A 13494-nucleotide genomic window follows, 5' to 3' on the forward strand; every position below is an offset into this window, starting at 1 on the left:
CTCCCCCGCACTCTGGTTCTATCTGTCGCCTGAACGCCGAAGTCCTTCTCGCAAGGAGACGAACCATGTGTGCCCCTCTTCTGCCGTCCGCGGCACGCCGCCAGTTGCTGCTCGCGGGTGCCGCGTCGTTGACGCTGGCCCGCTTCGCCACTGGCGAAGCGGATGCCGCCGAGCCCGCCGACCCGAACGCCCCCAACGCGATCGCCCCAGACGAGGCGCTCGCGCGTCTCATGGACGGCAACGCGCGCTACGCAGCCAATGCGCCGGCCAACAAGGACTACTCGGCTGGCCGCGCGAGCCGTGTCACGGCGCAGTATCCGATCGCCGCAATCGTCAGTTGCGCGGACTCGCGCGTCGCCCCGGAACTCGCATTCGATCAGGGGCCGGGCGATCTCTTCGTGGTGCGGGTGGCGGGCAACTTCGTCAACGAGGATGGACTCGCGAGCCTCGAGTATGGTGTGAAGTTTTTGCAGGTGCCGCTCATCGTGGTGCTCGGCCATACCAACTGCGGCGCTGTGAGCGCCACCGTCGACGCGATTCAGAAAGGCGTTGTACTGCCGGGCCATCTGCCTGACCTGGTGCGCTCGATCAAGCCCGCAGTGGCGATCGCCCAGTTGCATAAAGACGCCGACCTGAAAGCCAGCGCCACCGTCGAGAACGTGCGGCTCAATGCCAACCGCCTGAGCGTGTCGAAGCCGATCATCGGCCACTATGTGAAGGATGGCAAAGTAAAAGTGGTCGGCGGGGTTTACGATCTGGCCACCGGCAAGGTCAATCTGTTGTGAGCACAGCCTTGCCATAGCTGGCGACGATCCGGCGATCCTGTTCCTGCGCCGGGAACAGCTCCCATTCGAGACCGTTGATGTCCACACTGCTGGAATAGCCTTGGGCGCTATCGTCCTCGAACCCGACATGCCGAAGCTGGCCTGCTTTTTCGGGCGTCTCGTTGATCGAGAAGTTGAGCAGATCGGTGCGCCACATCGCGTAGCGGCCAGGCACGACCGCGGTGGGGCGCTGGCCGAGGCGTTCGCTATAGTCGGCAATCGATGCATTGAGATCGGCAACGGCAAGAGCGATATGGAAGCGCTTCATGTTTCTATGTCTCCAGGAGAGGTGAGTGACGCCATCCTAGTCTGGTGCTCAAAAGCTAACCAGTTGCCCAATCATTCTGGTATTGACGTTACCGGTCTTGCGCTGAGTCACGAGGAAACACCGCGTAACATGCACGGTGGCTAACGTCACACCAACTAGCTTCATATCGACAGGAGCGCGAGATGCTTTCCCACGTATTCGTCGGCATCACCGACTTCGAGCGCGCTTTCGGTTTCTACGCCGCTCTGATGGACGGACTGAACCTCAAGCTCAAGTTCCGTGACGCGGATACAGGCTGGGCCGGCTGGATGGCGGGCGGGCAACCCCGGCCGCTCTTTGTGATCGGCCGGCCCTACGACGGCAATCCGGCAAGCGCCGGCAACGGTCAGATGCTCGCCCTGCTGGCGCCGGATCGCGCCGGCGTCGAACGCGCGCATGGCACGGCGCTGGCTCACGGCGGCAGGTGCGAAGGGCCACCGGGTCTGCGCCCGCAGTATCACGCGCACTACTACGGCGCCTACTTCCGCGATCCTGATGGCAACAAACTCTGCGTATGCTGCCACGAGCCTGAATGAACTGACTGGCGCGTTGAACCTGGGCACGCAACCGCTGCGAGAAAGCCGCTACGCAAACCGCACCGCCCCGGCAGGCATCACCCCGCAGTCACATACTTCGGCGCCGGCGGCACCGCGCGCGGCGGCGATGGATCGAACGCCGCGCGCATGCGCTTCACTTCGTCCATGGGGCTCAGCCCGAACAGGCGCTTGAACTCGCGGCTAAACTGCGACGCGCTCTCATAACCGACCCGCGCCGCCGCCGCACCCGCATTCAGACCGTCCTGCACCATCAAGAGCCGCGCATGATGCAGCCGCGTGGTCTTCACATATTGCATCGGCGAGGTCGAGGTCACGCCCTTGAACTGCGAGTGAAACACCGCAAGGCTCATGCCGGCCTCACGCGCCAGCGTATCCACGTCGAGTTCGCCCTGATAATCGGCATGAATGCGCCGCAACGCCTTGGCAATGCGCCCGAAGTGGTGCTGGTGCGTGAGCGCCGCGCGAATCGCATCGCCCTGCTCACCGGTCAGCACGCGATAGCAGATCTCGCGCATGATGGCCGGCGCGAGAACCTTGGCATCGACCGGCGAAGCCAGCGCCTCGAGCAAGCGCTGCACCGCATTGCTCATGACCCGGTCCAGCGGCGTGGAATAAATGCCGCGCGGCTCGGTATGCGTGGCGCCATGGGTCTCGTTCAACACCATCAGCAACTCTGCGACCACCGCCAAGTCGACCTGCACGGAGATGCCCAGAAATGGCTCCTCCGCACTCGCCTCGGTCTCGCACTCGAACGGTAGCGGCACCGACAGCACCAGATACTGCTGCGCGTCGTACAGGTAGGTCTGCTCGCCGATGAAGCCGCGTTTTCTGCCCTGACAAACAATCACGATGCTCGGCTCGTAGAGCACCGGCCTGCGCGACATGGGCTGGCTCGCGCGCATCAGCTTGACGCCCTCCAGACACGACTGCGTAAAGCCCTCGGACGGCGCAAGAATATCGAACAGTTCGACCATGCGCTGCTGCGCCGGACTGACGGGTGGACGGGATGAATGAGTCGTTTGCATGACAATGCCTATAGATTCGGCAGAGAATAAGGCTTGAAATTTAGCACCAAACGGCCTATAGCGCTCGCAGCCAGGAGAAATAGGCAAATCTTCAAGACATTCAGGTATTCCCCAGGTATAAGCCACCGCCTACGATGGGAACCCTGCCGGATCACCCGATTGCCGCGCTGACACCCGGGAGGCCCACGCAAGCCCAGCGCTTGCGGCGGCGCCTGATGCCACCCCTCTATTTGCAGGAGCACTCATGACCACGACCTATGCCTATGCTGCGAGCGATGCGCAGTCCAAGCTCGCCCCATTTGAATTCCAGCGCCGCGAACTGCGCGCCAATGACGTGCAAATGGAAGTGCTGTTTTGCGGTGTCTGCCATTCGGATCTGCATCAAGCCCGCAACGAATGGAAGAACTCCGTGTATCCGGTCGTGCCGGGGCACGAAATCGTCGGCCGCGTCACGGCGGTCGGCTCGGACGTCGCGCGCTACAAGGCCGGCGATCTGGTCGGCGTAGGCTGCCTCGTCGACTCGTGCCGCACCTGCCCGAGTTGCGCCGAAGGTCTCGAACAGTATTGCGAGAACGGCTTTGTCCCCACCTATAACGGCGTGGACCGCGTGAGCGGCGACCTCACGTTCGGCGGCTATTCGACCCAACTGGTCGTCGACGAAGCGTTCGTGCTGCGCGTACCGGAGAATCTCGATCCGGCCGGCGTGGCGCCGCTGCTGTGCGCCGGTATCACCACCTACTCGCCGCTGCGCCAATGGGGCGCGGGTCCCGGCAAGAAGGTCGGCATCGTCGGCCTGGGCGGTCTCGGCCACATGGGTGTGAAGCTTGCCCGTGCAATGGGCGCGCACGTCGTGCTGTTCACGACCTCGCAGTCGAAGATCGAAGATGCGAAACGTCTCGGCGCCCATGAGGTGGTGATTTCGAAGAACCCGCAGGAGATGGAAGCCCATGCGAACAGCTTCGATCTGATCATCAACACGGTCGCGGCCCCGCACGACCTCAACCCGTTCCTGAACCTGCTGCGCCGGGACGGCACGATGACGCTGGTCGGTGCACCGGAACACGATCACCCGTCGCCGCAGGTGTTCAACCTGATCTTCAAGCGCCGCCGTCTGGCGGGTTCGCTGATCGGCGGCATTGCTGAAACGCAGGAAATGCTCGATTTTTGCGGCGAGCACGGCATTACATCGGATATCGAACTGATTCCGATGCAAAAGATTAACGATGCGTATGAGCGGATGTTGAAGAGCGATGTGAAGTATCGCTTTGTGATTGATCTCGACTCGCTCCGGAAGTAACTGCCGGTCGTTTTACCCCAGGCTTCACCCCGGTAGTTCCACAGGTCGTCACGCCGGCGGGTTCAACACCCGCCACGCGTGATGCACAGGCCGCGCCCGCTGCGGCGGCCTGCCCTGCTCCCGCCTTGCATCGTCATGCCGACGCGCCTTCCCAACGGGACAAGGCACGTTGGCTGTACGTCCTTTATTCGGATTGTCCCGTTTGCATAGGAGATTGCCCGTGATTGACCGTATTCAGGCGATGCGCACTTTTATCCGTATCGTCGATACCAATAGTTTCACGCGCGCCGCGCAATCGCTCGACATGCCGCGCGCCACGGCGACGACGCTAGTTCAGAATCTGGAAGCCATGCTCGGCACGACCCTGCTGGTGCGCACCACGCGCCGCCTCAGCCTGACGGCGGAAGGTGCTGCGTACTACGAACGTTGTGCACAGATTCTTGCCGACATCGATGAGATGGAAGCGAGCCTGCGCCATTCCACCGACAACCTGAGCGGCCGCCTGCGCGTCGAAATGCCCAGCGCCGTGGCGACTGCGCTGGTGTTGCCGGCACTCGACGATTTTCATGAGCTGTATCCGAACATCGACCTCGCGATTGGCGTCAGCAACCGTGCGGTGGATCTGGTCGCCGAGGCGGTGGACTGCAGCATCCAGCTCGGCGAGCTGCCCGACTCGGGTCTCGCGGCGCGCCGGCTCGGCACAATCGAACACGTGACGTGCGCGAGTCCGGACTACCTGGAGCGCCATGGCATGCCGCAAGATCTGGACGACCTTGCGCGGCACGTCGCCGTCAACTGCCTGTCGCCGCATAACGGACGCGCGGTGGACTTCGATTTCGAGGTCGGCGGCAGTGCGCTCAACGTGAAGGTGAATGGCTTCGTCAAGGTCAGCGACGAGCAGGCTTACCTGACCTGCGGCCTGCAAGGGCTCGGGCTGATCCAGCCGGCGCGCATCGCGGCGCAACCGTACCTCGATTCGGGCCAGTTGCGGGAAGTCCTGCCGCAATGGAAGCCAATCCCGATGACGGTTTCAGTGGCGTACGTGAAGAACCGGGTCGTCTCGCCGCGCGTGCGGGCTTTTGTGGACTGGCTGGCGGTGCTGTTCGAGCAGGCCGAGCACGTCGACCAGGATCTGTCGCGAGTGCGGCAGTTGTTGCGCGGGCTGCATCCGGCTTGAGCCGAATCTGAACCAGGCTTGAATCCGCGGGGTTCGTAGCGGATGGGTTGACAGACGGGCGGTTGCGCTTATCACGCGCCACCGCCCGCTTTTTTCAGGCCGCCGCCTTACGGTTCCTTATTGGGCTGCTGGGCAGCCGCGCCTGGGCAGGAGGGATCCTTGCCCCAGTGCCCCTCACACACACGCCAGCGGCACAACTGGTCTTCGAAGAAACCACGCGTGCCGCACTCCTTTACCTGCTCGGCAAGCTTCGGATTGCCCGTGGCAGCGCTGACCTTGGTCGTATCGGCTTTCGGCGTAGCCGGCTTGGTGCGCGCAACCAGCGCCGCCAGCAGGTCCGCATCAGGATCGTCCTTCGATCCAGCGGGAGCGTTATGCGCCGTGCGTTGCTTGTCCTTCTTTTCCTGCGCGACCGCGGTCGCACTGGCGTGGCGAGTATTCGCCGCATCGTGCTTCGCGTGCGCCGTCGCGGTTTCGTGATGCGCGTGGCTGGCTGCGGTTGCAGCCGGCTTTGCGCCGCTCGCCGCTTCCGTTGCCGGCGCCGACGCGCCGCTCACCTCGGCGCCATTGGCGAGCGCCCGCGAAAGGCGATTGTCGTCAATCCCGCCAGCCGTCGAAGCGGCTGCTTCAGCAGATGGTTTGGAATCCTTGTTATCGGTGTCGTCCGCCACGATAGTGGCCGCTTGCGACGCGGAGGCACTCTCGGCAGGTGCGGCTTTCGCCAACGCCTGGGTAGAACTGGCGCCTGCGGCGGACGCGGCGGCCTGCGCAACCTCGGGGGCCGGCGCAGCGGCTACCTCAGCGTGCCCGTTACGGGCGCGCTGCTGCAGGTGCCATGCACCCCAGCCGCCGGCGGCGACCACCAGCAGCGCCACCAGCACGGCCGGCGCCTTCGAGCGGCGCGGCTTGTCCGTGGGCGGCGCAACGCGGCCTTCGAGGTTCGCGAGAATCCGCGAGCCATTGGCTTGTGAGCCTTGTGCCGTATCGGGTAGCAGGCTAGGCGGGGCTTTGGAATTCGAGCTGTCCGGCGCACTCATTCACTGTCTCATTGAATCCTGGTTTATTTCGCCGTGATAATACGTTTCGGCTCGTCTTCGAGCAGGCCTGATTCTAAGAGCAAGCATTACAAAATACAATTGTTTCCAATTTCCCGGGGTTACCTTTGATTGCCGTCGTACTCGTCGCTTATTTCGCCATCGCCGTGCTGATCGCAGCCATGCTGCTATTGCCGCCTGTGCGATCTTCAATACTGGCCATTGTGCGGAATTTGCAAGGCCGATTTATGCGCAATGCATCTTATGGTGTAGCGCGTGCGCGTGGGCAATTAAGTCGCTCGGCAAAAATTTCGCAATCGACAGTAGTCGATATGCAAAATTTACTCGTAAAGCGGCGCTTGCTGATTTTAACTACCGCAGGTATTCTTGCGACGCCGCCATTGGTGGCGATCGCATTGCGCGGTCGTCAGTTTTTCCAATACGACGACACAGTACGGGTTCCGGACGAGAAAATTGCCGCGCTGCTGAACGGCGAGCAGCTCGTCCCACCGCCCGCACTGCCGCCCGAAGTATTTGCAACGCAGGAAGTGGAGCAGGTTCGCCCGGCGCTGCAGGATGCAAGCCGCGACTGGAATCTGCTCGATGCCGATTTCAGAACCCGTTTATTGCTCGTCTACAAAATCATGCACGAACAATATGGCTATGAAATGGCCCTGCTGGAAGGCTATCGCAGCCCGGAGCGGCAAAACCGGCTGGCGCAAATGGGGGGTGTCACCAATGCCGCAGCGTTTCAAAGCTATCACCAATACGGGCTAGCGGCGGACAATGCGTTTTTGCGCGACGGCAAGCTTGTGATTTCAGAAAAAGATCCGTGGGCCATGCGAGGCTATCAGTTATACGGCCAGGTCGCCGAGCAATGCGGCCTGGTGTGGGGGGGCCGCTGGAAATTGATGGATCTTGGGCACGTTGAATATCACAAACCCGGCTTCGTACTCGGGCGGCATTAAGCGGCACAAAGCGGCAAATAATGGGGTTTGCATGGGGCTTTCATTTAACCTTTTCGGCGGCAAGGCCGATCATGTCGGCGCTGGCTTTTCATTACAGCTCTCGCTACAGGCCGCCTCACAGCCCGCATTGCCGCTTGTATTGCAGCCGGCATTACAGTTACAGCCCGCATTACAACCTGCATTGCGGCCCGCATTGCAGCCCGCATTGCAGCCCTTTAGTCACGACTTCGCTGACGGGCCCTTCTCCTTATCTATTTCGCATCTGCGTCTGGCCACGCCGGGGCGCAGCGCTTCATCCCATCCCAACTCAAAACGGAATGCCGCCACGCTTGCCGACGCCCGCGAACGCGAGAGCGCTGATCGTCCTTCCACACGCTACCCATAACATCCAGACCTGAACGGCCTATGCAACGCTTCCTCAACGGCTTGACCCACTCTCGAACGCTCTCGATCATCGGGGTGATCGCGCTAGCCGCCGTGCTGTTCATCGCGGCCGACACCTTGCAGATCGACCCGATCTGGCCCGCCATCGTGCTCGGCGCGGTGCTGGTCCTGTGGTTCCTGATCTGGCTCGTGCGCAGGCTCGCCGCGCGGCGCGCCAACCGCAAGCTCGGCGAGATGCTCGAACAGCAGGCCGAAAAGCAGACCGAGGCAACGAGCGCTGCCACGCCGGCCCGCCAGGCGGAGCTGGACGCGCTGCGCACCCGTCTCGTCGACGCGGTCAAGACCATCAAGACCTCCAAGATCGGCCAGGTCTCGGGCGGCGCGGCACTGTACGAGTTGCCGTGGTACATCGTGATCGGCAACCCGGCGGCCGGCAAGAGCAGCGCGGTGCTGAACTCGGGTCTGCAATTTCCCTTCGCGGACAAGAACAACGCGGTGATCCACGGCATTGGCGGCACCCGCAACTGCGACTGGTTCTTCACGACCGAAGGCATTCTGCTCGACACCGCAGGCCGTTACTCGGTGCACGAGGAAGACCGCACGGAATGGCTGGGCTTTCTGAGCCTGCTCAAACGCCACCGTCCGAAAGCGCCGATCAACGGCATCATCGTCACGGCAAGCATTGCCGAGCTGACCGGCAGCAAGCCGGAATTCGCCATCAATCTGGCGAAGAACCTGCGCCAGCGGGTGCAGGAGCTGACCGAGAAGCTCGAAGTGTTCGCCCCGGTCTACGTGATGTTCACGAAGACCGACCTGATTACGGGCTTCACGGAATTCTTCAGCGGCAGCGAACGTCACGAGTATGACCGCGTATGGGGCGCCACCCTGCCCTATGAGCCGGACGAAAAGCGCGATGTGGTGGCGCTGTTCGACGAGCGCTTCGAAGAGCTGTACGACGGCCTGAAGGAAATCAGCGTGGCGCAGATGTCTATCAACCGCGGCAATAAACTGTCGCCGGGGCAACTGAGCTTCCCGCTCGAATTTTCGACCATCAAGCCGGCGCTGCGCTCGTTCCTCGCCACGCTGTTCGAAACCAACCCGTTCCAGTACAAGCCGATTTTCCGCGGCTTCTACTTCACGAGCGCGCTGCAGGAAGGCGAAACCAACAGCGCCGCGGCGCAACGCATCGCCACCCGCTTCGGTCTCGATGGCGCCGGCCTCCCCAAGCCGCAAAGCGCGATCTCGAAGAACGGCTTCTTCCTGCGCGATCTGTTCTCGAAAGTCATTTTTGCCGACCGCCAGACCGTCAAGCAGTTTGCCAGCCCGGCCAAGACGCGCATGCGCTATGCGACGTTCTTCGGCTTCGTCGCGGTGCTCGCATTGGCGCTGGGCGGCTGGACCTGGTCGACCGTCAACAATCAGCAGCTCACCTCGAACGTGCAGGCCGACCTCGACAACGTGGTGCGTCTGCAGCAGAACCGCAACGACCTGCAATCGCGCCTGCAGGCCATGGATATTCTTGAAGACCGCATCGACCAGCTCGAGCAGTTCCGCCGCGAGCGGCCGCTGGCGGTGTCGCTCGGCCTCTATCAGGGCGACCGTCTCGAGCAGCACTTGCTGACCGAGTATTACAACGGCGTGCGGCAGATCATGCTGGACCCGGTCGCGCAAAATCTCGAAGGCTTCCTCAAAGACGTCAACTCGCATCCGGAACAGCTCGCGCCGATGACGCGCACACCGGACTCGGGCGCCATCCCCGTGTCTTCGCGCGCGTCCGCGATGGTCGCCACGAGCCAGGGCGGTCTCTATAGCGACGCCTCCCCCACCAACGTGGAAGACGCCTACAACGCGCTCAAGACCTACCTGATGCTGGGCGACAAGCGTCACGTCGAAACGGCCCACCTGACCGATCAGGTGGCGCGCTTCTGGCGCGGCTGGCTTGAAACCAACCGGGGCAACATGCCGCGCGACGAGATGATCCGCAGCGCCGAGAGGATGATCACGTTCTACCTGTCGCGCGTCTCGGACGACGACTGGCCGATGATCGACCAGAACCTCGCGCTCGTCGACCAGACCCGCGAGAACCTGCGCCGCGTGGTGCGCGGCATGCCGGCCCGCCAACGCGTCTACGAAGAGATCAAGGCGCGCGCCTCGACCCGTTTCGCGCCAATGACGATCGCCCGCATTGTCGGGGACAACAACACCGGCCTGATTGCGGGCAGCTATGCGATCCCCGGCACGTTCACGCGTGACGCCTGGTTCCAGTACGTGCAGCCGGCGATTCGCGATGCCGCGACCAAGGAACTGCAGGCGAAGGACTGGGTGCTCAACACCTCGGCGCATGACGACCTGACGCTCGAAGGCAGCCCGGAGCAGATCCAGAAAGCGCTGGTGACGATGTACAAGACCGAGTATGCAATGCACTGGCAGAAGTTCATGCAAGGCATTGCGGTGCAGAACTTCGGCACGTTCAACCAGGCCGTGGATGCGATGAACCGCCTCGGCGACCCGCAGGATTCGCCGATCCGCAAGGTGCTCGAAACCGCTTACGACCAGACTTCGTGGGACAACCCGTCGCTCGCGAGCGCGGCTGTGAAGGGCGCGCAAAGCGGCGTGACGAGCTGGTTCACGCGCTGGTTCTCGCATACGCCGGCCGCCCCGGTCACGGCCAATATCGACATCAACGGCAACCCGGTCGACATGCCGATGGGACCGATCGGCCAGGAGTTTGCAGGGCTCGGGCGGATCGTCGTCAAGCAGGACAACGGCTCGATGCTGCAAGGCTATATGGACACGCTGTCGAAGGTCCGCACGCGCTTTAACGTGATCAAGAACCAGGGCGACCCGGGACCGGGCGCGCGCCAGCTGATGCAGCAGACGCTCGACGGCAACGGCTCGGAACTCGCGGATTCGCTGAAGTACGTCGACGAGCAGATGCTCACCGGCCTGACCGACTCGCAACGCAAGGGTCTGCGCCCGCTGCTGGTGCGCCCGCTGATGCAGGCGTTCGCGGTGGTGATCCAGCCGGCCAGCGTCGAAGTCAACAAGGTGTGGAATGCGCAGGTGTATCAGCCGTTCCAGACCTCGCTCGCCAGCAAGTACCCGTTCTCGGGTGATGCCAAGGTCGAAGCCGGTGCGAACGAAATCGCCCAGGTGTTCGGCCCGGACGGCGCAGTGGCAAAGTTTGTCGGCACCACGCTCGGGCCGCTCGCGGTGCGCCGCGGCGATACGCTGACGGCACGCACATGGGGCGACATGGGCCTCGCGCTGACGCCTGACTTCACGAGCGGCTTCGCCCGCTGGGTGGCCCCGCTCTCGGGCGGCGCCGCGGGTGCGGCTCAGGGCGGCTCGTCGGAGCCGCAGACGGTGTTCCAGATCCTGCCGCAGCCGAGCAGCGGGACGACCGAATACACGTTGGCGATCGACGGCCAGCAACTGCGTTACCGCAATACGCCGCCGCAATGGACCAACTTCGTCTGGCCGAATCCGTCCGGCTCGCCGGGCGCCACGCTGTCGGCAACGACCTTCGACGGCCGCACGATCCAGCTCGTCAACGAGCCGGGCCGCTACGGTCTCGAGAAGCTGATCAATTCGGCGCAGCGCAAGCGCCAGCCGGACGGCACGTTCGATCTGTCGTGGACGCAGGGCAACGTGAGCGTGGCGGTGAGCATGCGCATCATCAGCACCTCGCAGCCGTCGAGCGGCGGCGGCGACGCGCCGCAGCAGCAGAGCCTGCGCGGCCTCAAGCTGCCGTCCTCGGTGGCGGACGTGAGCGCGGCGGCGAATTCGGTGAATGCAACGCAGACCGGCGCCTCTGGAGCCGCCGGTGGCGCCACCTCGGGTTCCGCTTCGGGCTCCACCTCGATGCAGGCGAACCCGAACGCCGCCACGACTGCGAACTCGAACACAGGGGGTGCGCAATGACGCAAACCATCCAGGCGCAAATCGCCTACTTCGGCAAGATTCCGTCACGTGGCGATTTCGTCAAAAGCGCGCATAACCCGCAGTTGCTGCAAACGCTCGACCGCTGGCTCGCCGAAACCATGGAACTGCTGACCAACGATCCGCGCTGGAAGATCGTCTACGAAAACGCCCGGCCGCTGCATTTTGCATTCCTCGGCTCGCGCAGCAAGCTGGCGATTGCCGGCCATATGATGGCGAGCCACGACCAGTCGTCGCGGCGCTTTCCGTTTCTTGCCGCGACTGCGCTTGAAGTCGAACGGCCGCTGACCTTCCTCGCGCGCAGCCCGCTCGCCTTCGCGCGCCTGTGGTCACGGGTTGCCTCGCAGATGCGGCCGCTGCTGGGCGAGGCCGAGCCCAGCGGTGCGCTGCAGGCGCTCGGCGACACCCAGGTGCCGATCGAAGTCGGCGGCGGCCCAGGCAATCCGCATGACGGCACCTTTAACGATTTCGTCGAGCACCAGACGCTGGCCGGCCTCGAACAGATGCTGCTCGCCAACGGCCATCCGGTGCGGCTGCGCGGCGCAATGCTGGCGCTCGGTTCGCTGCTGCGGCCGGTGATGAACAGCGGCTCGTCGCATCTCGAACGCGGACTGACCTTGCCGCTGCCGAACGATCCGTTCTACCGCAGCCTCGTCGCCGCGTTCTGGCTCGAACTGATCGCGCCGTTCGTCGCACGGGCCGATTTCGAGCTGGCGATTTTTATCGGCACGATTGCGCAGCGCGAACGGCTCGTGATCGGCTTTAACGGCGCCTCGGCGAAAACGCTGCACAGCGTGGTGGACCCGCAGGCCTATGCAGCACATAACATCGATATCGACGACCCCGAGTGGATCGACGAACACGCACAAAACGACCATGGCATCAGCAAGCTCGTCAGTTACCTCGACCAACCGCAACTGTCGCTGCGCGTCAGTATCGACACGTTCCGCGAAGCATTCTCCGGGGAGTGAGACGATGCACAGCAATCCTGAACGTTTGACGACACGCCGCTCGGACCGAAGCCAGCTGGTTCCGGTTACGGCGCTCGTGGCTGCATTGCTCGCTGGCGTATTGGGCGGCGCTAGCGCGTTTGCCGACAGCGTCGGGCCCGCAAGCGTCACACCGGTCGACAACAGCGGCATCCAGATCCATACGACGATCCTGCCGGCGCAGGCGTCGGGAAGCGGCACGGCTTCTGCCGGCGGCATAAGCACGGGCACGGGAGCGGTCACGCAGATGCCCGCCCCTGCCAATGCGACGCCGGGCCAGGTGGTGGCAGGCGGCAAGGTGCCGGACGAAGCCACCAAGGCGGCGGTCCTGCAACGCTTGCGCGATACCTATGGCGCCGGCAATGTGGTCGATCAGATCGAGGTGGGCGACGTCGCTACGCCGCCGAACTGGGCCGCCAACGTGCAGAAACTGATCGGGCCGCAGTTGAAACAGATCAGCAAGGGGCAGTTGAAGATCGACGGCACCCAGGTGGACGTCAAGGGCGAAGTGAATAACGAAGCGCAGCGCCAGCAACTGGCAAGCGACATGGCGAACGCGCTCAACCCGACTTATACGATCAAGAACGGCTTGCGTGTGAGCGCGTCGCAACAGGGGCTGCTCGATCAGACGCTGGCCAACCGCACGATCGAGTTTGAAACCGGCAGCGCGACGCTGACGCCGCAGGGCAAGGCGATTCTCGATCAGATGGCGGCGGTGCTGCTGACGATGACCAACAACACGGTGGAGATTATCGGGCACACCGATAACTCGGGGAATCGCACGTCGAATATCGCGCTGAGCCAGGCGCGTGCGGATGCGGTCAAGGGCTACCTGGTGGCGAAGGGAATCTCGCCGCAGAAGCTGACGACCACCGGCGTTGGACCGGACCAGCCGATTGCGTCCAACGACACGAACGATGGTCGCGCACGGAACCGGCGGATCGAGTTTCGCGCCGGGTTGGGTGGGACAAGCGGCGGCGCGTGACTGGA

Annotated in this window: 12 protein-coding genes; 9 read left to right on the plus strand and 3 right to left on the minus strand. The window is 63.3% G+C overall.

Annotated features, from left to right (window positions below):
* Nucleotides 1-65: 65 nt before the first annotated feature.
* On the plus strand, nt 66-785 hold the full coding sequence (locus tag FFS45_RS13455; RefSeq protein WP_137955138.1) for a carbonic anhydrase: 720 nt from the start codon (nt 66-68) through the stop codon (nt 783-785).
* Here FFS45_RS13455 and FFS45_RS13460 read toward each other — a convergent pair.
* Nucleotides 772-1092 carry a hypothetical protein gene (locus FFS45_RS13460; protein ID WP_137955139.1) on the minus strand — a complete coding sequence of 107 codons (321 nt, stop codon included), beginning with the start codon at nt 1090-1092 and terminating at the stop codon, nt 772-774. The genes FFS45_RS13455 and FFS45_RS13460 overlap by 14 nt on opposite strands.
* Before the next feature lie 182 nt (nt 1093-1274).
* Between FFS45_RS13460 and FFS45_RS13465 the strand changes: the two genes are divergently transcribed.
* Nucleotides 1275-1667 carry a VOC family protein gene (locus FFS45_RS13465; protein WP_137955140.1) on the plus strand — a complete coding sequence of 131 codons (393 nt, stop codon included), beginning with the start codon at nt 1275-1277 and terminating at the stop codon, nt 1665-1667.
* A gap of 77 nt (nt 1668-1744) precedes the next feature.
* On the opposite strand, the gene FFS45_RS13470 is transcribed toward FFS45_RS13465, so the two are convergent.
* Nucleotides 1745-2713: an AraC family transcriptional regulator gene (locus tag FFS45_RS13470; RefSeq protein ID WP_137955141.1), complete on the minus strand. Its 969-nt coding sequence runs from the start codon at nt 2711-2713 to the stop codon at nt 1745-1747.
* A gap of 244 nt (nt 2714-2957) precedes the next feature.
* Between FFS45_RS13470 and FFS45_RS13475 the strand changes: the two genes are divergently transcribed.
* The gene (locus FFS45_RS13475) at nt 2958-4010 is read left to right on the plus strand and encodes an NAD(P)-dependent alcohol dehydrogenase (protein WP_137955142.1); all 1053 of its coding nucleotides are present in this window, start codon (nt 2958-2960) and stop codon (nt 4008-4010) included.
* 220 nt (nt 4011-4230) lie between these two features.
* A complete protein-coding gene (locus FFS45_RS13480) occupies nt 4231-5187 on the plus strand; it encodes a LysR family transcriptional regulator (RefSeq protein WP_137955143.1) in 957 nt (318 codons plus the stop codon).
* 107 nt (nt 5188-5294) lie between these two features.
* On the opposite strand, the gene FFS45_RS13485 is transcribed toward FFS45_RS13480, so the two are convergent.
* Entirely contained in the window at nt 5295-6224 is a 930-nt protein-coding gene (locus FFS45_RS13485; protein ID WP_137955144.1) for a hypothetical protein, read from the minus strand.
* A 125-nt stretch (nt 6225-6349) separates the two neighbouring features.
* Between FFS45_RS13485 and FFS45_RS13490 the strand changes: the two genes are divergently transcribed.
* From FFS45_RS13490 to FFS45_RS13510, 5 genes are read left to right on the plus strand one after another with little or no spacing between them, the layout of a single operon-like run.
* Nucleotides 6350-7189 (plus strand): M15 family metallopeptidase, encoded by an 840-nt coding sequence (locus FFS45_RS13490; protein ID WP_137955145.1) that lies wholly within the window; start codon nt 6350-6352, stop codon nt 7187-7189.
* 31 nt (nt 7190-7220) lie between these two features.
* Nucleotides 7221-7574 carry a hypothetical protein gene (locus FFS45_RS13495; protein ID WP_137955146.1) on the plus strand — a complete coding sequence of 118 codons (354 nt, stop codon included), beginning with the start codon at nt 7221-7223 and terminating at the stop codon, nt 7572-7574.
* Nucleotides 7575-7594: 20 nt separating this feature from the next.
* Nucleotides 7595-11497 (plus strand): type VI secretion system membrane subunit TssM, encoded by a 3903-nt coding sequence (tssM, locus tag FFS45_RS13500; protein WP_137955147.1) that lies wholly within the window; start codon nt 7595-7597, stop codon nt 11495-11497.
* Nucleotides 11494-12486 (plus strand): type VI secretion system-associated protein TagF, encoded by a 993-nt coding sequence (gene tagF / locus FFS45_RS13505; protein WP_137955148.1) that lies wholly within the window; start codon nt 11494-11496, stop codon nt 12484-12486. The genes tssM and tagF overlap by 4 nt, the downstream gene beginning before the upstream one ends.
* Nucleotides 12487-12490: 4 nt before the next feature.
* Nucleotides 12491-13489, plus strand: coding sequence for an OmpA family protein (locus FFS45_RS13510; RefSeq protein WP_137955149.1), 999 nt, complete (start codon nt 12491-12493; stop codon nt 13487-13489).
* The last annotated feature ends 5 nt before the right edge of the window (nt 13490-13494 follow it).

Origin of the sequence: Burkholderia sp. 4M9327F10 (genome assembly GCF_005503145.1) — a bacterium.
GTDB lineage: Bacteria > Pseudomonadota > Gammaproteobacteria > Burkholderiales > Burkholderiaceae > Paraburkholderia.

What these genes read in the sequence shown, in the direction of transcription:
- FFS45_RS13455 (WP_137955138.1), top strand. Translation starts at nt 66, where the DNA reads ATGTGTGCCCCTCTTCTGCCGTCCGCGGCACGCCGCCAGTTGCTGCTC.
- FFS45_RS13460 (WP_137955139.1), bottom strand. Translation starts at nt 1,092, where the DNA reads ATGAAGCGCTTCCATATCGCTCTTGCCGTTGCCGATCTCAATGCATCG.
- FFS45_RS13465 (WP_137955140.1), top strand. Translation starts at nt 1,275, where the DNA reads ATGCTTTCCCACGTATTCGTCGGCATCACCGACTTCGAGCGCGCTTTC.
- FFS45_RS13470 (WP_137955141.1), bottom strand. Translation starts at nt 2,713, where the DNA reads ATGCAAACGACTCATTCATCCCGTCCACCCGTCAGTCCGGCGCAGCAG.
- FFS45_RS13475 (WP_137955142.1), top strand. Translation starts at nt 2,958, where the DNA reads ATGACCACGACCTATGCCTATGCTGCGAGCGATGCGCAGTCCAAGCTC.
- FFS45_RS13485 (WP_137955144.1), bottom strand. Translation starts at nt 6,224, where the DNA reads ATGAGTGCGCCGGACAGCTCGAATTCCAAAGCCCCGCCTAGCCTGCTA.
- FFS45_RS13495 (WP_137955146.1), top strand. Translation starts at nt 7,221, where the DNA reads ATGGGGCTTTCATTTAACCTTTTCGGCGGCAAGGCCGATCATGTCGGC.
- tssM (WP_137955147.1), top strand. Translation starts at nt 7,595, where the DNA reads ATGCAACGCTTCCTCAACGGCTTGACCCACTCTCGAACGCTCTCGATC.
- tagF (WP_137955148.1), top strand. Translation starts at nt 11,494, where the DNA reads ATGACGCAAACCATCCAGGCGCAAATCGCCTACTTCGGCAAGATTCCG.
- FFS45_RS13510 (WP_137955149.1), top strand. Translation starts at nt 12,491, where the DNA reads ATGCACAGCAATCCTGAACGTTTGACGACACGCCGCTCGGACCGAAGC.